The organism is Paraglaciecola polaris LMG 21857 (assembly GCF_000315055.1).
Classification (GTDB): Bacteria; Pseudomonadota; Gammaproteobacteria; order Enterobacterales; family Alteromonadaceae; genus Paraglaciecola; species Paraglaciecola polaris.
The window spans coordinates 42,093-64,242 of record NZ_BAER01000047.1 but is presented as its reverse complement, the minus strand read 5'-3'; the positions used below and the strand labels follow the sequence as shown (position 1 = coordinate 64,242).

The 22,150-nt window shown below is 44.3% G+C and carries 15 protein-coding genes; 9 read left to right on the top strand and 6 right to left on the bottom strand.

Annotated elements, in window-relative coordinates; genetic code table 11:
• Positions 1-92 precede the first annotated feature (92 nt).
• Both GPLA_RS10540 and GPLA_RS10535 read left to right on the top strand, forming a co-directional pair.
• Positions 93-998 (top strand): LysR family transcriptional regulator, encoded by a 906-nt coding sequence (locus GPLA_RS10540; RefSeq protein WP_007104899.1) that lies wholly within the window; start codon positions 93-95, stop codon positions 996-998.
• 164 nt (positions 999-1,162) lie between these two features.
• Positions 1,163-2,053 (top strand): pseudouridine synthase, encoded by an 891-nt coding sequence (locus GPLA_RS10535; protein WP_007104898.1) that lies wholly within the window; start codon positions 1,163-1,165, stop codon positions 2,051-2,053.
• Between the two features lie 263 nt (positions 2,054-2,316).
• Here the strand turns inward: GPLA_RS10535 and GPLA_RS10530 are convergent, their stop codons facing one another.
• Together GPLA_RS10530 and GPLA_RS10525 are read right to left on the bottom strand one after the other, a co-directional pair.
• Positions 2,317-2,523, bottom strand: a complete 207-nt coding sequence (locus GPLA_RS10530; protein ID WP_007104897.1) for a cold-shock protein — start codon at positions 2,521-2,523, stop codon at positions 2,317-2,319.
• Between the two features lie 404 nt (positions 2,524-2,927).
• Positions 2,928-3,623, bottom strand: a complete 696-nt coding sequence (locus GPLA_RS10525) for a glutathione S-transferase (RefSeq protein ID WP_051997665.1) — start codon at positions 3,621-3,623, stop codon at positions 2,928-2,930.
• 258 nt (positions 3,624-3,881) lie between these two features.
• Here GPLA_RS10525 and GPLA_RS10520 point away from each other — a divergent pair, with 258 nt between their 5' ends.
• From GPLA_RS10520 to GPLA_RS10505, 4 genes are all read left to right on the top strand, one after another.
• Positions 3,882-6,200: a peptidase U32 family protein gene (locus GPLA_RS10520; RefSeq protein ID WP_007104895.1), complete on the top strand. Its 2,319-nt coding sequence runs from the start codon at positions 3,882-3,884 to the stop codon at positions 6,198-6,200.
• A 255-nt stretch (positions 6,201-6,455) separates the two neighbouring features.
• Positions 6,456-7,553: an alpha/beta hydrolase gene (locus tag GPLA_RS10515; protein ID WP_007104894.1), complete on the top strand. Its 1,098-nt coding sequence runs from the start codon at positions 6,456-6,458 to the stop codon at positions 7,551-7,553.
• An 86-nt stretch (positions 7,554-7,639) separates the two neighbouring features.
• Complete coding sequence (locus GPLA_RS10510) at positions 7,640-8,554, top strand: pirin family protein (RefSeq protein WP_007104893.1); 915 nt, start codon at positions 7,640-7,642, stop codon at positions 8,552-8,554.
• Between the two features lie 44 nt (positions 8,555-8,598).
• Positions 8,599-8,997 (top strand): OsmC family protein, encoded by a 399-nt coding sequence (locus tag GPLA_RS10505; RefSeq protein ID WP_007104892.1) that lies wholly within the window; start codon positions 8,599-8,601, stop codon positions 8,995-8,997.
• Between the two features lie 179 nt (positions 8,998-9,176).
• Here the strand turns inward: GPLA_RS10505 and GPLA_RS10500 are convergent, their stop codons facing one another.
• Positions 9,177-11,915, bottom strand: a complete 2,739-nt coding sequence (locus tag GPLA_RS10500) for a TonB-dependent receptor domain-containing protein (protein WP_007104890.1) — start codon at positions 11,913-11,915, stop codon at positions 9,177-9,179.
• Positions 11,916-12,093: 178 nt separating this feature from the next.
• Here GPLA_RS10500 and GPLA_RS10495 point away from each other — a divergent pair, with 178 nt between their 5' ends.
• Positions 12,094-13,299, top strand: coding sequence for an anhydro-N-acetylmuramic acid kinase (locus tag GPLA_RS10495; RefSeq protein ID WP_007104889.1), 1,206 nt, complete (start codon positions 12,094-12,096; stop codon positions 13,297-13,299).
• A 317-nt stretch (positions 13,300-13,616) separates the two neighbouring features.
• Complete coding sequence (gene putA / locus GPLA_RS10490; protein WP_007104888.1) at positions 13,617-17,408, top strand: bifunctional proline dehydrogenase/L-glutamate gamma-semialdehyde dehydrogenase PutA; 3,792 nt, start codon at positions 13,617-13,619, stop codon at positions 17,406-17,408.
• Between the two features lie 283 nt (positions 17,409-17,691).
• Here putA and GPLA_RS10485 read toward each other — a convergent pair whose 3' ends face one another.
• Positions 17,692-18,156, bottom strand: coding sequence for a DUF2127 domain-containing protein (locus tag GPLA_RS10485; RefSeq protein WP_007104887.1), 465 nt, complete (start codon positions 18,154-18,156; stop codon positions 17,692-17,694).
• Between the two features lie 399 nt (positions 18,157-18,555).
• Here GPLA_RS10485 and GPLA_RS10480 point away from each other — a divergent pair, with 399 nt between their 5' ends.
• Positions 18,556-19,785: a serine hydrolase domain-containing protein gene (locus GPLA_RS10480; protein WP_007104886.1), complete on the top strand. Its 1,230-nt coding sequence runs from the start codon at positions 18,556-18,558 to the stop codon at positions 19,783-19,785.
• A gap of 151 nt (positions 19,786-19,936) precedes the next feature.
• Here the strand turns inward: GPLA_RS10480 and GPLA_RS10475 are convergent, their stop codons facing one another.
• The gene (locus tag GPLA_RS10475; RefSeq protein WP_007104885.1) at positions 19,937-20,962 is read right to left on the bottom strand and encodes an NADP-dependent oxidoreductase; all 1,026 of its coding nucleotides are present in this window, start codon (positions 20,960-20,962) and stop codon (positions 19,937-19,939) included.
• Positions 20,963-21,272: 310 nt separating this feature from the next.
• Entirely contained in the window at positions 21,273-22,025 is a 753-nt protein-coding gene (locus tag GPLA_RS10470) for an SDR family NAD(P)-dependent oxidoreductase (protein WP_007104884.1), read from the bottom strand.
• Positions 22,026-22,150 lie beyond the last annotated feature (125 nt).

Here is a 22,150-nt window from a genome sequence, read left to right as displayed (position 1 = left end):
CGCTTAATGTGTTTTATTTAGCATACTCCTAGTACAGTCATCCGCTAGACTGCTAAAATGAATATCACTGTTGCATATATGGAACAATAGCTGTGCAAAACCTGAATGATCTGTATTATTTTGTAAAGGCGGTAGAGTACGGCGGATTCTCAGCCGCCAGTCGAGCGCTTGGGCTCGCAAAATCTAAATTGAGTCGCCGCATAGCTGCGCTAGAAGTACGACTCGATACCAAGTTGATTTACCGCTCAACGCGCAGCTTTCATTTAACAGAAGTGGGGCATACTTATTTTGAGCACTGTAAAGCCATGTTAGTGGAAGCTGAATCTGCTCAAGAAGCAATTGACTCATTGCAATCAGAACCGCGAGGGAGCATCCGCTTAACTTGTCCAACAGCCTTATTGCACGCCCACATTGGTACAATGTTAGCTCAGTTCATGTCGCTATTTCCGCAGATAAATATTCAATTAGAAGCGTCGAACCGCAAGGTAGACCTGATTGCTGAAGGGATAGATGTCGCCATTAGAGTTCGCCCACCGCCCATTGAAAATAGTGAACTTATTTTACGGGTGTTATCTGAGCAAAGTGTGTGTCTTGTTGCCAGCCCTGAGTTAATTGCAAAGCAAGGAACGCCCACCAGTTTAACTGAACTGGCCAACTGGCCTAGCCTAGGCGTCGGCCAACCTCAAGATAACTTTATGTGGACTTGGTCCTCACCGCAACAGCAGCTTGTTAAGGTGTCTTACCAACCACGCTTAGTGACAACCGACATGGTGGCATTACGTAACTCTGCATTGGCTGGGGTAGGGGTGGTGCAGTTACCGACCTTGATGGTGACAGAGCAAATAGAAAATGGCAGTTTAATGAAACTTCTTGATGATTGGCACGCTTCGCCAGACATTATTCATTTAGTCTTTCCGTCTAGAAGAGGATTATTACCTGGGGTGAGGGCGCTTATCGATTTTTTGGTCGAGGGTTATGCCGGTTTTGATGCGCAATAGCGAATTGCTCTTTTGCCCGTTATGCTTGCTCTGTGGCGAAGGTCATAAGCATGCTAAATGATATTGATGATATTCTACCCCCACGGGCTTCGGTAAAACGTTATATACTCCCGGCGTCAATGTAGACCCAAACGATCCTTATGGGGTCAACAAAGAGTGTAATTATGGCCATTGCCCGCACCCCGTCCAAACTCAGCTTGCCCCAGCACAATCCCGGTGTTTCGACGGTTTTAGAGTTTCTTATCCTCAAATTTCCCGCTATCTCAGCCCAAGTTTGGCAACAACGTATGGCCGATGGCAAAGTGCATTGGCACGATGGAGGGTTAATTCATGCACAAACGGCATTTACTGCCCAGCAACGGGTTTATTATTACCGGGAGGTAGAGCGCGAGCCTGTTATTCCTTTTGCTGAAAATATAATTTTTCAGGATGAACTGATTTTAGTGGCTTACAAGCCGCATTTTTTACCTGTCATGCCCGGCGGTGGATACGTTGAAGAGTGCCTGCAAAACCGTTTACGGCATAAATGCGGCAATCAACACTTACAAGCCGTGCACCGTATTGATAAAGCCACTGCTGGCTTAGTGTTATTTTCAGTTAACCCCAAAACACGTCAGCAATACCATCGTCTATTTGAAGCGCATCAAATTGATAAAACCTATCAAGCCATCGCCAGCACGAATGACAAGGAACCGGCGGAAAATCAGCAATGGGAAATCAAAAATCGTTTGGAGAAAAGCGAACCCCGATTTTTGATGAGAATAGTGGAAGGAGCGGCGAATAGTCATTCTCGTATTCGTTGCGTGAAGCGCGCTGGTGATAAAGCGTTATTCGAACTCAATCCGGTTACGGGTAAGACACATCAACTGCGACTGCATATGCAAAGCCTTGGTTGGCCATTATTAAACGATAGTTATTATCCAAATTTGCAGCCAAGTCAGCCAGATGATTTCACTAAACCTCTGCAGTTATTGGCTCAGCAATTGGCGTTTACCGATCCCATCACCGAGCAAGCAAGACGTTTCTCAAGCAATACCGAGCTCAGACTAGATTAACGTTTATCGCAAGGGAAATTTGTATATCTTTACTTTAGTGAAGAAGTTATTGATACAAGGGATAATCGAAAAAATTAAAAGGGGCACAAAGGACTTAGTGACTTTATTTTAGGTAACAAAAAAGGTGCTGTGGTAACTACACCTTTACATGACGTAAATGGTATAACCAAACCAGCACCTTCTATTTAATCTAGTTAGCGGTGTAAACCAAGTTCACAGACGCTATTGATTCAAATTGCCATTACAGCAGTTTGAAAATCAGATTAGATTGCAACAACTTTATTTGCGCAAGGACCTTTTTGGCCTTGGCCAACTTCAAATTCAACCGCTTGGCCGTCATTTAAAGATGCAAACTGTCCGCCAGCTTGAATTTCTGAATGGTGAACGAAAAGATCCTTTCCGCCATCTTCAGGAGTAATAAAGCCGAAACCTTTATCTGCGTTGAACCACTTAACTGTACCTTTACTCATTATATTTACTCATTTTATTAGGTGAAATTTTGTTTATTTAATACCCGAACTCACCAATCCGGATACCCAAAAACTTATGCGATGTATCTTACACACATTCGAGCAATAACAATACAACTAACCTCATTATCTATCATTTAGTTGTACAAAAGACTAAAACTCGGCAGTCGGAAGGCTTTTTTAAAGCTAAACGCTGATTTAAGGACGTGTTCTTATGCCTAAATATGTTGGGGCTCGGGACTATTTTGAATATTCCTTGGCAAAGTTAAATTAAATAAAGAGCCTATGGATACTAAAAATCAAGGTTAACCGCGCGAAGAACAGCCAATACGTTGTGTATGTATTGCATGGTTAAACGTCCTATAGGCGGAATATAAGGTAAAGGGGACCAAGGTGAAGACCTATCACATCTTATGGTCACCAAATTCGATAATTGGCTGGTCCGGTGACCATAAAGGATATTTTGCCATCACTTTGGTAAACATAGGGCTTTGTAAATAGCTATCAAGCCAGAACTTTATGTGAGGATAAGGCGATTGCAAATACCACTGGCGCTCAATTTTGGCGAATTGCCTAATAAACGGCAAAAGCGCAATATCCGCGATACTCTCAGTGTCATCTATTACATATTTATGCTTGCAAAGGCGCTGTTCCAAGTCTTGAATATGCACCTCGCAGGCTTGTCGACAATCTTGCAGGTTATTTTCATGATAACGCTTGGCACACTTATACGCCTCCAAGCACGTTTTAAATTCGTGATCGAATTGATGAATTAATTCCAGAGCGTCAGCTAAAGTACCCGTTGCATTATTACCGTTCGATTGTTCCGTATAACTCACTATTTCAGGACGAAGTAACCCATGGGGATCACTTTCACCTAGAGCCCAGAGCATGATGTGTAAACTTTCATCAAGCACGTTTGCTGAAGTTAATACTAAGACCGGCACCGTCGCCTTAGGTGATGCCGCCAGCATCTCTGGGGGTTTGTTTTTGAGTACTATGTCCCTTAATGCCACCGGCTGTTTGGATTTATAGATGGCGAGTCGCGCTCTCATAGCGTAAGGGCAATTTCGTAGCGAGTATAAAACCGGTAATGTCATGACGTTTGCCTCGAGCTGTATTTGCGGGTTAGGTTTATTACATGGCTGATCGTTACCAGAGTGCGGGCACATAATGCCGATAATACCTCGATTATAAGTCCCATTAAGTGCTGTGAATACACAATAGGACATACTTGAGGCTATCATCTGGTCGTTAGTTATTTTATCGGTATTCACTCAGCGATTATACGGGTAAAATCCCCCGCTCAAATAATCTCCCTCGTTAACAGATTATGTCATTAGCAATAAGTTGAATAAATGAATCCTAAAATTGAATTATTGGCACCTGGCGGTGATGTTGACGCAATTAAAGCGGCAATTATAGCAGGCGCTGACGCGGTATATTGTGGTTTAGATACCTTCAATGCCCGTAACCGCGCGTCAAACATCTCCTATGAGGAGCTTGTTGGCGTCATTCGTTTAGCGCATCAGTACCAATGCCAAATATTTTTAACGCTGAATATTGTAATATTAGAGCGCGAATTCAAATCACTCGCCAAGCTACTTAGTAAACTGAGTAATACGCCACTAGATGGCGTGATTGTGCAAGATATTGGCTTGTTGTACATTCTGAAAAAGTACTTTCCTACACTCGATATTCACGCGTCAACTCAGTTAACCACTCACAACGTGGGGCAGATCCCTTTCCTCAAACAACTGGGCGTTTCTCGGGTTAATTTATCCCGAGAGTTAAGCTTGTCTGAAATAGCCGTCATGGCTAGTGCGGGTCATAAACATGAGGTATTAACGGAAGTATTTGTGCATGGCTCGCTGTGTGTGGCATTTTCAGGTTTATGTTATTCAACCTCTGCCAGTGTAGGTAACTCAGGTAATCGTGGTCGTTGTAGTCAAGCGTGTCGTGAAGAGTACGAAACCACGCCTTCAGGTAATAATTTCCCATTAAACATAAAAGATAATTCGGCCTTTTTTGACCTGCCAGCACTGATAGAAGCGGGTGTGCACTCCTTTAAGATTGAAGGGCGAATTAAAGGTGCAAGTTATGTTCATACTGTGGTTGACAGTTTTCGAAAGCAAATCGACGGCTTTGTTGCAACAGGCGAGTTAACCCAAGACGGTGAACGCTTATATAAAGTGTTCAATCGCGATTTTTCAAACGCCTTTTTGCGCGGTGACTTAAATCAGTCCATGTTTATCGAAAACCCGCGAGATAATTCTAAAAATCACGCCATTGAAGCCAGTAATGCTATTTCAGTTGTGCAGATTCATCGCGTTGAACAGAACTTACATCAACAAAAAGAGCAAATTTCGACGTCAGTCTTTGAAAAAATCACACATTTAAGTATTGCTAAACCGTCACTTAAATTAGTTTTTTCCGGCTCAGCAGGGCAGCCTTTAACAATCACGGTTTCGACCGTAGAAGCCGAGTCATTAATGTCTGTTACCGGCGCGGGTGAGAATACATTTGTTGTTCAATCAGATGAGATGCTCACACAAACAAGCAAAGCTCCGTTAGCACAGGCCGATATCGATAAGCGTTTCAAAAGCTTACATAACGCTGGATTTAATTTAACGTCGCTGGACACAGAGTGCTTAGCTGATAACGTCAGTATTTCATTTAAAGTCCTGACCGTGCTAAAAAATGAAGTGCTTTGCTTGTTAAGCAACATTCAGCAAGTGTTGCCTGAAGTACTTTTACCCAAATTAGAATCACATGCCAAATTACCGCCAATAAACAAGCAAATGCGCGCAAACTTATCGTTGTTAATTTGTGAGCAAGCTGATGTTGAATTAGCCCAAGTAACCGATGCTGATATCTACTTTAAGTTACCAGATGCTTATAAGCGCGGTTGTACTAAATATGTGACTTTTTTGCAAGATAACCCGCGCTTGATCCCCTGGTTTCCGTCGGTATTAATTGGTAAAGATTTCGACGTGGCACTTAATATTTTACAACAAGTTAAGCCTGAACTGATTGTCACTAACAACAGTGGAATTGCCCATCGCGCCTATGAATTAGGTATAAAATGGATTGCTGGCCCGTTTTTGAATACCACCAATACCTATGCGTTGCTTGCGATGCAAGAAGGGCTCAATTGCAGTGGGGCTTTTATCTCCAATGAGATCAACAAACAGCAGATAAGAAGCATTGCTCGGCCGAAAAATTTTAAAATGCTGTATAGCATTTATCACCCTATTTTATTAATGGCGAGCAGACAGTGTTTCTTCCAGCAAAGCGTTGGCTGTGACAAGCCCCGTATAGACAACGGCTGTATGCTCTCGTGTGATAAATCCACTAGTATTACTAATTTAAAAGGGGATTCATTCGCAATCGATAAACAAAAAGCAGGCTACCCAAGTATCTATAATCAAGATCAATTCTTAAACACTGAGATTATCGATGATCTGGCAGACTTGTTTGATGACTTCATGATTGATTTAACCAATATTGGTGCCGGGGATAAAGAAAGCCCAGACAAAGTCCAACTCATTGCTCAATTTGAACAACTACTGAGCAGCAATGCGAGCGCTGAAAATGAATTGGGCTCAGTGGTTAAGCATACTCTGAATACTATGGTTCCTGCGTCTACCAACATTCAGTACCATAACGGCCTTTGACATCTTCCTGTCACACGTTAACGATAGGGCGCTCCCCAGCGCCCTTGCTGACAATTTCCCCTTAATAAAAACATGTTTATCGCCTTGCCGTCGTATCCAGCAATAATTTAACGCATTGTGTTTTTCGTTTGCAACAGGGTAATAGCAATAAGGCTGTTCGCTAAATTTTCTGATCGTTATCCCTCGCTTAATCAGAAAAACTTAATATGCTTAAAAAACACACAGCTTGTGTGCGTAAAGCAGAAGGAGTTGTTTATGTATTTAGTGACCAATAGAGTTGTTTCAAATGGCAGTACAATTAACGTGTTTGGCGACACACCTAATCCCAAAGGACCTAACGAACTCAGAGTCGTTGAGGTCAATAAAGAAGAAGGAAAATGGAAGGTTTCCTTAGTAAAAGACGAACTGACCCCCACACAAACAAAAAAATTAGTTAAAGACTATCATCTCAGTTTAGATACTCGCCAACCATGGCATGGTTCGTTAGACGTTGCTTGCAAAGTATTTACCCGGGCAAAAGAAGAGAATAAAGCGATTTTGTTTTTTGTGCATGGATACAACAACGACCTTGATGATGTATTAACCGCAGCTGCGGAATTAGAAGAACTATATAACCTTATTGTTATTCCGTTTACTTGGCCTGCAAATGGCGGAGGGGCGGTGTCAGGCACCGCGTCTTATTTGAGTGACAAGGCGGATGCTAGAGCCTCATCTGGTGCTTTCAATCGTTTTGTAGCAAAAATTCATTTCTTTCATACCTTATTGTCTGAATCCTGCGTAAATAGAATTAAAGCCATTGTCGATAAAAAGTACGCAGGTAAAAATAATCCGATGGCGGCAGCATCGCTTTATAGCGAATTAGTCGGCGAAGACTGTAAGGTCAAAATTAATTTGTTATGTCATAGCATGGGAAACTACCTGCTCAAGCATTCGCTTATGACGAGCGATAACGCTACCTCTGATTTAGTTTTCGATAATATTAATTTAGTCGCGGCTGATAGCAACAACAAAAACCACGCTAATTGGTTAGACTGCATCGATGTAAGAAACCGCATTCATGTGGTGATTAACGAAGACGATGCAGCCTTAAAAGCATCACGTGTTAAACCAGGCAAAGAGCAAAGAGCGCGCCTTGGCCACTATTTGAAAAGTCTCGATAGTGAACGTGCAGTGTATATAGATGTCACAGAGGTCGATGGTGTAGGTTGCAAGCACAGCTATTACAAAGGCAGCGCCGTGACTAAAAACGCCTCATTGCGAGCACTATTTAATGACTTGTTTAATGGTAACAGTGTAGAGAAGCGACTGACGTATTTTGTAGCAGATAATTACTTTAAACTTCACAATAATTAGTCAGTCATTGTGCTGACCGCTGGGGTTTGTCGAACACTGACAGCGATTTTACTGGCAGTGTGCAATGATGAAAAATAGGAAAAAGCATGAGTATTGAATCGAAAGACCTTGAGCTTGAATGCAATATTGATAAGGGCTGCGACGCCATCGATATCATCATACAACCCAGAGCCAAAGATTTGGGGGAGTTTTCGGTTCGCCGTACCTTGCCAACCAAAGAGCGCAAAACCGTAGGTCCCTGGATATTCTTTGACCATATGGGGCCAGCTAACTTTCCCGCTGGTTCGGGCATTAATGTGCGCCCTCATCCCCATATCAATTTGGCGACTGTCACTTACCTTTTTGAAGGTGAAATTCTGCATCGTGATTCATTAGGCAGTTATGCCACTATCACCCCTGGCGATATTAACTTAATGGTGGCAGGCAAGGGCATTACCCATTCAGAACGTGAACGCCCTGAAGTGAAAAACGTTGAGCATACGCTACATGGTTTGCAACTCTGGTTAGCCTTGCCAGAAAAAGATGAAGAGATCGATCCGGCTTTTTATCATTATTCATCAACGATTATTCCCGGGACGACCATCGAAGGTGTGTCACTTCGGGTGTTGATGGGATCGGCTTACGGCCTCACGTCACCCGTGCTGACCTATGCTGAAACCTTGTACGTTGAAGCCCATATGCAAGCGGGGCAAATCTTAGCATTACCTAATTGTGAAGAGCGGGCCATTTATGTAGCCAAAGGTAGTTTGAAAATCAAAGATACCGTCATTCCTGAATTCGCCATGGTGGTTCTGTCCGCAGCGGAGGGCGTGATGATAGAAGCGACAACAGAGTGCCGAATTGCTTTGATTGGCGGCGAAAAAATGGCTAAGCGGTATATAGAATGGAATTTCATTTCGAGCCGTAAAGAACGAGTTGAGCAAGCTAAGCAAGATTGGTTAGCAGGGCGATTTCCCAAAGTCGTGGGTGATGAACACGAGTTTATCCCTTTACCGAAATAAATATTGAGCGAACGAAAATAGCATAACTTTAGTTAGGGTAATTTATGACTATTCACTTACAAAAAAGTGATGCCGGCACCTTTCGTCAAACGATTTGTGTTCATCAACACACACTATTTTCTGATGTTGCCGGGATGTTGGGAGGTGAGGATTCAGCACCCGATCCCCATGATCTTTATGATGCGTCCTTGGCAGCTTGTAAGGCGATTACCTTACTGATGTATACCAAACGCAAACAAATCCCGCTGGTCAGTGTCGACCTGAACATAGATCGCAACACGAGCGCTGAAAGCAAAGGGATTTATGTATTGAATGTTAGTGTAAACCTTAACGGTGAACTAACCACCGAACAGCGCCAACGGCTGAGTGAAATTGCTGAAAAATGCCCTATCCATAAACTGATGACAGCGGCTACTACTGAAGTTAATTCTCGCGTTTGTTGAAGATAGTATGCTTGCATTGGGTAAGCAATCGTATTCGAGGTGCCGGTTGAGCATGCCGAGGCAACGCTTACTTGTGGCCAGATTTTTGGTTTATCACAGTGTGCGTATATTAGGTTAAGGCATAAACAAGCCCTGCATTTACAGGGCTTGTTTAACAAACGCTTAGTTTTAATAAAAAGTTAAAAACTCGGCGAGTATCTAATTGCTAAACCTACCGTTCTGCCTATGACATCGTAATCACTGACAGTATTGAAATGGTTCGCACCCACTTCAGGAATTGGCGGTTGTTTATCAAATAAATTGTCGATACCGAAGTTTAACACCACTTGCTCAGTTGCCTGCCAAGAAGCGGCAAAATCAAAATAGTCTTGGGCAGAGATACCGGTGGAGCGATCAGATGCATAATCTACATCGCCAATGCGTCGCCAGCCTAGTTGAAAGTTCATTGTATCTAGATTCCAATCAAGGGTTGCTCTGTGCTTGTAATCTGCTTGTAACACACTGGCAAAATCTCCGGAACAGGCACTGCCATAAGTACCTTTACAATCAACCGCGGCCACAGTGGCATTGTTTTGACGAGTTTGTTTGGTGACCAGATTACCCTGATAGCTAAACTTAAATGTACCGCCGATGGTATCGGGAGCATCCATAATGTAGTTGGTGGCGATATCAATACCGCTTTGCTCTATTGAGGCTAAGTTAAAGTCGTTAACGATGGCGGTGGTGATAAATCCTGTGGTTGGGTCACGTAATACCGCGCCACATAATGGGTTGCTTGCGTCAGGGTTATCGATATAACAGCTTTGCAAGGCTGCTCCCGGCTGAATTTGGCTCACCGCATCAGAGATATCAATGTGGTAATAATCGATTGATACATCAAAACCTTTGATGTATTCAGGCGTGTAAACCACGCCGACCGTCTCAGATTCAGCTTGCTCAGGTTTGATGTCTGGGTTGCCACCATAAGTATATTCGGCGGTGCTAGAATCGTATGCGGTGCCAATCGCTGGCGCACCATAACGTTCACATTGGGCTGCATCGCCTGTGCCTAATAAACATGGATCGCCGTTATAGCGTCCAGCAAATCGTGCCACAAATTGGTCACTCGTTTGATCAAATAAAGCGAGTGATAATCCGCTGATTGGGCTAGCAAATTCGCCTAGGTTAGGGGCTCTAAACGCCGTTAACTTGTTCGCACGGAATCGAATATCATCGTTAATGGCCCAGTTAAGACCAATTTTATAAGTATCCTCTGCTTCCGTGTTCGAATAATCTGAAATGCGGTAGGCACCTTCGATACTGATTTCCTTGGCAAAAGCGACGTCTGAAATAACAGGAACCAGCACTTCAGCATAGAACTCTTCACTATCAAAGCCTGCATCCATATCAAATGCGCTGACTGACGCAAAACTGGTGCCATTTCTGAAGGCATCGCCTGGGGTTTGTTTACCGGTTTCTTTACGGTATTCATAACCAATAGCAAAATCAATGGGGCCATCTGGTAGTTCGAAAATCGCTGACGAATCACCTGATAACGTGGCGGCTAACACATTTTGGGTACGTTCTCGAGTAGTGTAAATCAAGGGATCACTGAAGCTGGTTAAATCGAGATTAGGGTCAAATATATCTACCGTGTTGGCCAGCGCGGCGAAGCGGTTGTTACCTAAGCCATCAACTTTATACCCATTGTTATAAATGGTCGCTGTTTCATCGGTTCTACCGTATTGACCATAAACGTCATAACGCAAATAGTCATTAATATCACCTTTCACGCCCATTTGCAGTTGAATAGAATCACGAACTGCCTCAGTGTGCTGCACACCAAGTCCTAGGTTTCTTTCTACATTAACCTGCGCATTGCCATCGAAGGTTAAGTTATTGCGAATTTCATCGCTTAAAAAAGCGTTATCTGCGGTCAGAGTGACCTGTTGATTAACGGAAATAGGCGCTTGTCCACTTGCACCTGCGCCTTGTACTGTCACTTTAGAGTACATAGCACGGCCATAGGCAGTCGCGTTTTCGGTTAAATCAAAATCAAACAGCAAACCGGTAGACAAACGTTTCATGGGTTGCGTCAGGTAAAGATCAGCCGTAGAGCTAGTCGTTTGACGTTCATCCACCACACTCCCTGCAGCATTAATAGCAAATGTATTGCCTGTGGCAACGTCGGTATAATAACCACCTGTGTTGATGATTGAATTTGGGTTTTTCATGGCGTAATCACGTTCGCCAGCCAATAACTCTTTGCGTTCAGAATAACCTAGGTAGCCTGTGATATGGCCTGCGCCGTCCGCAATATCGCCACCAAAAATGCCTTCGAGATTAATTTTTTCGTTGCCACCGTCAGCGGTTTCATAACTGCTAGAAAACTCAGCTCCATTAAAGTCGTCGTTTAAGATGAAGTTAACTACGCCAGATACCGCATCGGCGCCATAAATGGCCGCTGCGCCACCTGTAAGTACGTCAACACGTTTAATCAAACCGGTCGGGATCATGTTAACGTCCACTGAGTTACGGAAACTGAAAGGCACAGCACGTGTGCCATCAATTAACACCAGCGTACGGTTTTGACCTAAACCGCGCAGGTCAATAGTGGAAGAACCAAATGAGTCACCCACGGTAGAACCGGTACTGTTTGCTCCCGCTGCCGCTTGGGGTAATTTGCTGGTAATATCTTCGACGTTGACGGCGCGGTCTAATTTAATCTGCACTTCATCAACACTGGCAACGGCGCTACTGGATACTAGCTCTGTGCGTTGAATTCTCGAACCTGTGATAGAAATCACTTCGGTTTTATCTTGCTTCTGATTTTGTTCTTGGGCCATAGGGGCAGAACTGAAAAGGGCCGCAGTAACTGCTAGGGTGACAGGCGTTAAAGCGAGTCGTTGCAGCTTGGTAGAATTAGTTCGATATTTCATGTGTCTTCTATCCCGTTGTCAATATCCGTTGAAAAAATGTGCCATTGATGATTTTTATTTGTACAGCAGGGTCATTATCAGTCCAGTAAAATTCAAATTGCAATAAAAGTTTCTTGTAAATAGTGTATTTATTGATAAATTATTCTCATTGATAAGTGAAATCAGGTCAAAACTAATAATGAACACGCATATAGAGCAACTTTACCGCAGCGCTAAAAAACGCTCGCGCGTTATTATCGGTTTAATGAGCGGCACGTCTTTAGATGGATTAGACGTGGCGTTGTGCCGAATCGAAGGTCAAGGTACTGATACGCAAATTGCGTTATTAGAGTTTTGCACTGTGGATTACGACGATAACTACAAACAGAAAATAAAAAGTGTTTTTGCTCAGCGCCAAGTCGATTTGCAACAGGTGACCTTATTGAACCCTTGGATCGGAGTATTACACGGCCAGATGATCAATCAATGTTTGGCAAAATGGGGCGTAGACGCGTCAGATATCGACGCAATCGCCAGCCATGGGCAAACCATATATCACTGTCCTTTGCGTCAGCATGGTCAAAGTGAATTTGGCAACGGAACCTTACAAATAGGTGATGCTGATCACCTAGCGGTGACGACGGGGATCCTAACGGTGGCTGATTTTCGGCAAAAACATATCGCTGCAGGAGGAGAGGGCGCGCCTTTAGCGGTATATGGAGATTATTTGTTTTTTACCAGTCGCCAAGAAAATCGTATTTTGCTAAACATGGGCGGCATAGCGAATTTAACCTATTTGCCCCTCACGGCTGACTCAAGTGCGGTATTTAGTTCTGATATTGGTCCGGGGAACACCATAATGGATGCTTACGTGCAAAAACACTTTGCACCACTGCATTATGATAAAGATAGTGCTATCGCACGTCAGGGGGAAATACATACCGGGTTATTAGAGGCGCTAAAGCAGCATGAATTCTTTACCCTGGATTTCCCTAAAACCACGGGGCCAGAAGTGTTTAATTTGCGCTATTTAATGGATGCACAACAACGTACCAATACACAAGCGCTAGCGCCTCAAGATGTGATGGCAACCCTTAATTTCTTTTCGGCGCACGTGATTGCACAGGCAATCAACGACTGCGCTGGTAATTTAGCTGACTTTAGCGTGTACGCCAGCGGCGGTGGTATTCATAATCCACTATTGATGGAGCACATTCTTAGTTTGTGTCCGAGAGTTTCTATCATTGAAGATACCAGTAAGTTGGGTATCAACCCAGATGCGAAAGAAGCCGTGTTGTTTGCGATTTTGGCCAATGAATGTTTGGTAGGTGGCCAGCAAACTTTTGGTAATATTACCCAAGGGATCCCGAATATCACCATGGGGAAAATCAGTTTTCCTGACTAAAAAATGGCTACGCTGGGCCATTGAATCTGCCGCTGCATACTAAGCGGTATTTAAAGCTTATTACTATTCCAGTGAAGCGCCATGGGTTCACTTTGCAGCGTGTTAGCATTACCTGCCTATTTGTTACAAATCACCCACTATTTTGCTCACTAATTGCGCTTGCAAAAGCGCATACATCTGTTTACTTATTTTTCGGGAATTTACGTGTCACAAACGTTGTTCCCACTAGTGGCTATCTATATACTCCGCGAAATATTGAGTGGGCTTGAAAAAGTGCACGCCTTACGTTTAATTTTCCAGCTTATTTGGAGTTGCATATGTTGTTCGACGGTACCCTAGTCACTGAATCACCCATACGTCAAAAAATTCGTGATTTTTATCGCATCGATGAGAATCTCGCCGTCGATCATATTCTGCCTGACGCAGAAGTTAATATGCGCGCTCGCAGCCGTGCGTGGGAACGCGCACGTAAAATGGTACTGCAAATTCGAAATGATCAAGAAGGTACCGGAGTGGTTGAGGCATTGCTCAACGAATATTCTTTGTCTTCTGCTGAGGGCGTGGTGCTAATGTGCCTCGCGGAAGCATTGTTGCGGGTGCCGGACAAGCATACTCAAGATAAGCTGATCAGCGATAAGTTATCCAAAGGCCAGTGGAGCTCACATCTAGGCAACAGTGATTCATTATTTGTTAACGCGTCATCTTGGGGTTTATTGCTCACCGGTGGTTTAGTTAATTATGCCAATCAACAGAACAAATTCGGTTTTCTGAAAAAGACCCTAGGTAAAGTTGGCGAGCCTGTTATTCGTAAAGCCATGAACATAGCCATGAAGGTGATGGGGCAGCAATTTGTGATGGGCGAAACCATCGAAGATGCCGTGCGCCGAGCCGAAGAAAAAGAGCGTAAAGGTTATGTGTACTCTTACGACATGCTTGGTGAAGGTGCCAGAACGCAAAAAGATGCCGACGAATATTTTAACGCTTATGCCCAAGCGATCGAAGTCATTGGTCACGCAGCAAAAGGCAAAGGCCCGAGAAAAAGTCCAGGAATTTCCGTTAAATTATCGGCCATTCACCCACGCTATGAATTTACCCATAGAGAACGGGTTATGGCAGAGATCCCGCCTAAGTTGAAGCAATTGTGTTTGCTGGCTAAAAAGTACGATATTGGTCTAACCGTGGATGCAGAAGAATCAGAACGCCTGGATATCTCACTGGACGTAATTGAGCAAGTATTTAGCGATCCCGACTTAAAAGATTGGAACGGTTTTGGTCTAGCGGTGCAGTCTTATCAAAAACGTGCCTTATATGTTATCGACTGGTTGCGAGAGTTGACCGAAAAAGTCGGCCGCAAAATGATGGTTCGATTGGTTAAAGGCGCATACTGGGATACCGAAATAAAAAATGCTCAAAAAGACGGCTTAGAACACTTCCCGGTCTTCACCCGTAAGTCATCGACCGATGTGTCTTATCACGCTTGTGCCAACCGATTACTGGATTATCGCGATACGATTTATCCACAATTTGCTACCCATAATGCATACACAGCCGCTGTCATAATTGAATTAGCCGGTGATGATAAAGAAGGTTTTGAGTTTCAGTGTCTACACGGTATGGGCGACAGTCTTTATGATCAGATAGTGACAGTAGAAAATATTCAGTGTCGAATTTATGCTCCTGTGGGCGAGCATGAAGACTTATTAGCTTATTTAGTGCGTCGCTTGCTTGAAAATGGCGCCAACTCTTCGTTTGTGAACGCCATTGTCGATGAATCTAGACCGGTAGAGTCGTTACTTGAAGATCCTGTTGAGAAAACCCAACGCTTAAAATTCAAATACAACGATCAAATCCAGAAGCCCATAGCCTTGTTTGGTAAAGAGCGGGATAACTCAAAAGGGATTGATGTCACTGATATCAATCAGATCACCCCGCTTAAAGCGTCGGTTGATCGTTGGTTTGACGAAAATTTATTGAGCGAAGCGCAAGTGCCTGAAGGTGCGCATGCTGTGCGTAACCCTGCCAATGTGGATGAAATCATTGGCTTTCATCACTTTGATAGTCAACAACAAATGGCAGATAAATTAACCACAGCGCACAATGCCTTTGCCAGCTGGTCGCAAACGCCTATGCCGGAACGAGCCGATTTGCTGCGCCGCACCGCGGATATTCTTGAGCGCCACATGGACGAGCTTATTGCCCTGTGTATTAAAGAAGCAGGCAAGGTGACCAAAGACGGCGTGGACGAAGTGCGAGAGGCGGTCGATTTTTGTCGTTATTACGCCGCCCGAGCTGAAATACTTGCCCAAGATGACAGACTTGCCCCCCGTGGCGTCGTGCTGTGTATTAGCCCGTGGAACTTCCCCTTGGCTATCTTTTTAGGCCAAGTGGCGGCAGCCCTTGTAACCGGTAATACAGTGATTGCTAAACCCGCTGAGCAAACCAGTCTAATCGCTCTGCGCGCATTACAATTAATGGAGTATGTGGGATTACCAGAGGGTGTTGTGCAGGCTGTTATCGCTAACGGTCCTGATGTGGGCGACGTGTTGTTACCGGATGAGCGCATTAAAGCGGTTATGTTTACCGGTTCAACGGTTACCGGTAATATTATTGCTAACACCTTGGCACAAAGAGGCGGAGAACAGGTGCCTTTGATTGCCGAAACAGGCGGTCAAAACTGCATGATTGTTGACTCAACGGCGTTACCAGAGCAAGTGGTTGATGACGTGATTGCCTCAGGTTTTCAAAGTGCAGGTCAACGTTGCTCAGCCTTGCGCGTATTATTCTTACAAGAAGAGATAGCCGATACGGTCACCGAGATGCTAATTGGTGCGCTTAAGGAATTAAGCGTGGGTGATCCCGCTTATTTAGCCACCGACATTGGCCCTGTTATTGATCAAAAAGCCTTGGCTAACTTACAGGCCCATGCGGACGATATGCAGCAAAATGGCACTTTATTATATGAATGCTCGGTACCCGCTAACAAGGGCACATTTTTCGCGCCCAAGTTATATCAAATTGCCGATATCTCAGTACTAAAACGCGAAGTGTTTGGTCCTTGTGTGCACATAGTGCGCTTTAAAGCCGATGAGTTGGAACAAACTGTAGAGAAAATTAACGCCACGGGGTTTGGTTTAACCATGGGGATCCATACCCGCATTGATATGCGTGCCATGGAACTGGTTAAACTCTCCCGTGCTGGTAACGTGTATGTTAACCGCAACATGATTGGTGCCATCGTTGGTGTTCAGCCCTTTGGTGGACGCGGGCTTTCAGGTACCGGCCCGAAAGCGGGTGGCCCTAATTACTTGCCACGCTTAATGCTCGAAAAATCGACTCCGCGAGCGGTAAGTGAGTCGTTGCCCAATACCGATGAAGCCCTGCTAAGTACTGACGAGGCCAAGCAACAAGCTGTTCAGTTTATGAAAAATGCATGCTCGACTGAGCACGAGTGGCGCTTATCAGAATTAAATACTCGTATTTCTTCTGTTCGTCAGTTACTGGCTAAGTTGGCAAAAGTTGAAATAGTTGAAGAACTGGCGGAAGATTTAAACTCTACCTTAGCAGCGTCTCGTTCACAGTTGATCAGTATTGAGAAACGCCTGAAAAAACCCAAGGTATTACCTGGGCCAACGGGCGAATCAAATGTGCTATATCTGGAGCCAAGAGGGATCTTGGTATGTTTCGCCGATAAAGACGTGACGTTCGAATACTGGACGCTATCCATAGTGACAGCCTTAGCAACAGGCAACGTAGTTATTTCAGTGGTGTCTGAGCTGTTCTATGCTGAAGCGCTTGAGTTCCGTGAACAGTTTATCGCTACCGGTGCCCCTGAAGGCGTATTTCAGGTGGCTAAACTGCATCACCTAGAAGCACTATTGGCCGAAGACGCACTAGCTGGTGTGGTCATCGACAGTAAAAGTGAGCGCTCAAGCTACATGGTACAAATGCTAGCGAAACGCACAGGCGCAATATTGCCGGTTATCACCTCTGAGTATAATGACCACTTGATCCAACGTTTATTAACGGAAAAAACCGTTAGTATCGACACCACTGCATCTGGCGGTAATACCTCACTTATGACGTTAGTCGAAGAGGAAGAAGACGAATAAGGTCGCTAGGTTAAAGGCCTGTCAAAGTACAGGTTTTAGCGAATAAACAAACCCCAGCTTATCACTGGGGTTTTCTTTTTGGAGTCAGGTAAAAATAGTAAAAGTTTTTTTGGGGGATCCGCTGCTTGGGGACGTATCACCTAGGTTACGCATCGATTGTTAGGTACCCAGATACATTACCCAGCCCGTTGGTAGTAGCCAACAATCAAGTGGCTTAGCAAGACTGAGTAAGGCAAATTTTCCTGCTCAGCGGATAAGCATATTTGTCGTCAGGCTTGTTCCGTTAAATATGCGTCTTTTTTCTTTTGTTTAACAGCAACCTTGCCATGTACCAAACCACAACGATATTTAGCATAAACACGGCAACTCCTATGATGCTGGTATGAAATAGGATTTCGTATATTTCAAAAGGAATATAAATCGCGCCACTGACCAAGGCAAACCACTCGGTCCATACAAGTCCTCTCCACAGGCCATAGGCTTCAACTAGGCGGATCAGTGAATAGGCCAGGGCACCTAGCGCAAACAGGCTCATTCTACTGTCAGGAAATGTACTCGCCGCATGAATAAAAATGCTGGGTAAATGACCCCCAGGGTTTAAATGCGCATGACTGACAATAGACTCTGCGACTTGTTGTAAATTGCGCCCAGCCAACATATGGATACCCACGGCAACCAAAAGAGACAGCAGTCCTTTAAATGCCTCTAACGTGGCAATGGCTTTAAGCCCATTTTCCGATGATGTCATAGTGGTCTCTTTTAGAGTGAAGATTCTGAATATATAGCGTGCAAACGTTGAATGATAATGTGTAGATGCGAATAGGACCGTTTTTAACTCAACCATTTTGTAATGGCTATCTCTTTATACATATTGTTTTATTTCGTTTGCCGACAGCGAATACATATACAACCATTTCATTACCTACCCACTCGTAGGCCAAACGATACGTAGCGCCGCTTTTCTTAAGTAACTTTTTGGAAATTTGCTGTAGTTATTAAGATGTTATATGTTACGAGGTGAAAATTAGCAGTGCTTTAAACATAGGTAATTACATTAACACTGCACCTTTATTTGCGCAGTCAACGCTAGGTATTTGCGCAGTCAACGCTAGGTACTCGTGCAGTCAAGACCAGGGAAAATAGCAATATGAAGCATCAGAATCAGGTGACTAAACTAGGTATTCACAGGTCTCGTTTCCTCGCAATTGCAATGCTCGCCATTGCTATCTTTGTTGGCAACGCTTACGCCAAGGTGTCGTCAGACGACGCTTTTATCAAACAACATAAGTTAGTTGAACGTAGTACCGAGATTTTATTTTGGACCCAAGACGAACGAGCAATTGGCTTTAAAAACATAGGCAGAATGTGGCCTACCAGAGTAGTCAGCAAAGCAAAAAATGCGCAACCTATGGTGCTAAAAGATATCGGGTTAGGTGATATCACGTACGAGGTAGAGGGCAAAGAATACACGATAGGGGATTTTATTGAGCTTAAAAGTGCAATTGGCCTTGTGGTGCTAAAAAACGGCGAGTTGGTGTACGAAAATTACACCGATGGAAACGATAAAAATACTCGCTGGATATCATTCTCTGTCACCAAATCAATCTCCTCTTTACTCATTGGCGCTGCCATCAAAGAGGGTTATATCGCTAGTGTTGATGATCAAGTTGTAGACTACTTACCGCAATTAAAAGGCTCAGCGTATGACGGCGCTAGCATTAAAAATGTGTTGCACATGAACTCAGGCGTTCAGTGGAACGAAGATTACAACGACCCAAATTCAGACGTATCAAAAGCGGGCGCCGCAAATGGTATTAGGCTTATAAATTACGTCAAAGCATTGCCCAGAGCGCACAAACCAGGAACCGTATTTAACTACAATACCGCTGAATCCAATCTAATTGGCGAGCTTTTACGCTCAGCTATAGGCAACAATGCGGCGACCTATTTACAGGATAAAATATGGCAACCCTACGCCATGGAAAGCGATGCCTTATGGGTATTAGATCGACCAAACGGCGTTGAAACAGGGGGTTGCTGTTTACTCGCCAGCCTGCGAGACTTCGCTAAAATAGGTCAGTTTGCTTATGAGCAACTCACTCCTTCGCAAAACTCTCCACTAGCGAAAAACTGGTTAAAAGATTCAGTTACGCCATCCAAAACCTACCCCAATTATGGCTACCAATGGTGGTTAGAAAGTGACAGCAACAGGTTTCGTGCATCCGGTATATTTGGCCAAGCAATCGCCGTTTATCCTGAACTTGGACTTGTCATTGCCAAGCACGGCAATAGCCCGCAAGCAAATGGCCCAAGTGAATACAAAACACATGAAAAAGCACTGGATGCCGCCATAGTGGCAAGATTGCAAGAAATGTAAGGAAGCGTTATGTGCGATATACACTTAGCCGCTATTCAAGCGGCTAAGTAGGGACGTCGTTGTCGCCACATCTATTAAGGCTGTGTTGTTAATTCTGAGGTTAATTCTACGATCCTGACTCGATTGCTGCCATCAACAGCAATATCAGTTATCACTCAGCGGCGATAAGCACTAACTGTTTGCCAAAGTTTTTGCCGGTAAGCATGCCTTGAAAAGCCGGTATTGACTGTTCAATGCCCTCGGCAATCGATTCGCGGTATACCAATTTGCCGTCCTTGATCCATTGCGCCAACTTTTGAGTCGTTTGTTGATGTTGCTCTTGCCATTCGGTTTGCACAAAAAAGCGGGCTGTTGGTGGGTGAGGGGATGTAGCTAGAATGTCTTGAGGCGTTTGCACCTTACTTAGGTCGGTATCGTTATAATTAGACACATAACCACATATTGGCACCCTTGAGCCTTCGTTCAGTAGCGTAGCAACGGCACGTGTTACATCACCGCCCACATTCTCGAAATAGATATCGATTCCATTTGGGCATGCTTGCTGTAAGTCTTTTTCTAGATTGCCTGCTTTGTAATCTACGCAGGCATCAAAGCCGAGTTCTTCAACAACGAACTTACATTTTTCACTGCCACCTGCGATACCAATAACCTTGCAGCCGTGCATTTTACCGAGTTGACCAACAATGCCCCCAACGGCGCCTGAAGCAGCTGATACCACTAATGTATCGCCTTGTTGCGGTTTACCGATTTCGGTGAGTCCAAAATATGCGGTACGCCCAGTCATGCCCGCTGCGCCAAGGTATGCTTGTAAAGGAATGCCGGCTTCTTGAATTTTATACATCATGGGTGCGTCATCAGGTTTCACAAAATACTCCTGCCAGCCGCCATAAGCGGTAATGCGATCCCCTACGGCGTAATTGGCGGAACGCGACTCCATTACCACCCCAACAACTTCACCTGTCATGATGCCGCCAATAGGCGTGGGCGCGGCATATGACTTCATGTCGTTCATGCGCGGGCGCATATACGGGTCCAAAGATAACCACAGGGTACGAACCAGAATTTCACCTTCAGCCAGTTCTGACAGGGGTTGCTCTTCAATTCTAAAATCATCATTTTGTGGCTCGCCATTGGGTCTTTTCGCCAACACAACTGCACGGTTTACATATTGAGACATATTGAAATCCTACTTTCTGAGGTGAATGGAGCTCTGGTTAATCGAAAAAGAGTTACTCGAGCTATGGTTAATGGAACGATTGTTAGTTGAACATATTTGTGGGCTTTCTTGAGCACAATAGTCATTGAAAGAAATGATAAGTCGCCATCATCTTTCGCTATAAACCTTTTCTTTCTAAATAGTGGCCAAACGGCAGGTAAAAAGTGAGTTAAAAGGTCAGTTAACACATAGCGCAGATAATAAAAAGCCAGCAACAAATACTGGCTTACAAACGTTCATTTATTCTAGAACGGAGCGTTCTTATTTCGACTTAACCTGCATTGGCGACTTGGCCACCATCTAGCACAACAGTGTGACCACAGACGTAATTGCTCGCACGGGAGCAAAGGTAAATAGCGGTGCCAGCCACATCAGCCAACTCGCCAATTTTTCGCGCAGGGAGACCTTTCACGATTTCTTGTTCATGTGCCAGTGCGTGTTTTGTCATCTTGCTAGGGAAAAAGCCAGGCGCAATCGCATTAATATTGACATTACTTGGGCGAAGGTCTGCTGCCATGTGCCGTGTCATTTGGATAACAGCAGCCTTGCTAGCGGAATAAGAATAATTGTTCATGTGGGGATGGGTGATCCCGTTAACGGAGGCAATATTTACGATGCGTGATGGCTCATCGGCGTCGCCCGCCAAGCGCAATGCTGGTAACAAACGTTTGCTCAAAAAGAAAATAGACTTCACGTTTAAATCCATTACTTTATCCCAGCCAGACTCGGGGAATTCTTCAACCGGCGCACCCCAGGCTGCACCGGCATTATTGATCAGTATGTCGATTTTCGGCTCGCGTTTAAGCATTTCATCTGCAAAAGCGTCAACCCCGGCCATGGTCGATAAATCAGATTGAATGGCTATGCACTCACCTAAACCGGATAGTTCAGCAGCGGTTTGCTCAAGCTGCTCAAGTTTGCGTGAAGTAATATAGGTTTTAACACCATTTTCAACAAAACCACGCGCAATCATTGCACCTATGCCGCTTGAGCCACCTGTTACTACGGCGATTTTTCCCGTCACTGAAAAAAAATTAATTCATATATGCTCCCTATAGTGTTGAAACGCCTATTTTGAGGCGATAGTTATTTTTCTGTTCTAGTCTGATGTTAGTTGTACTTAAGGTTATGTCTGACATATGAGCACAA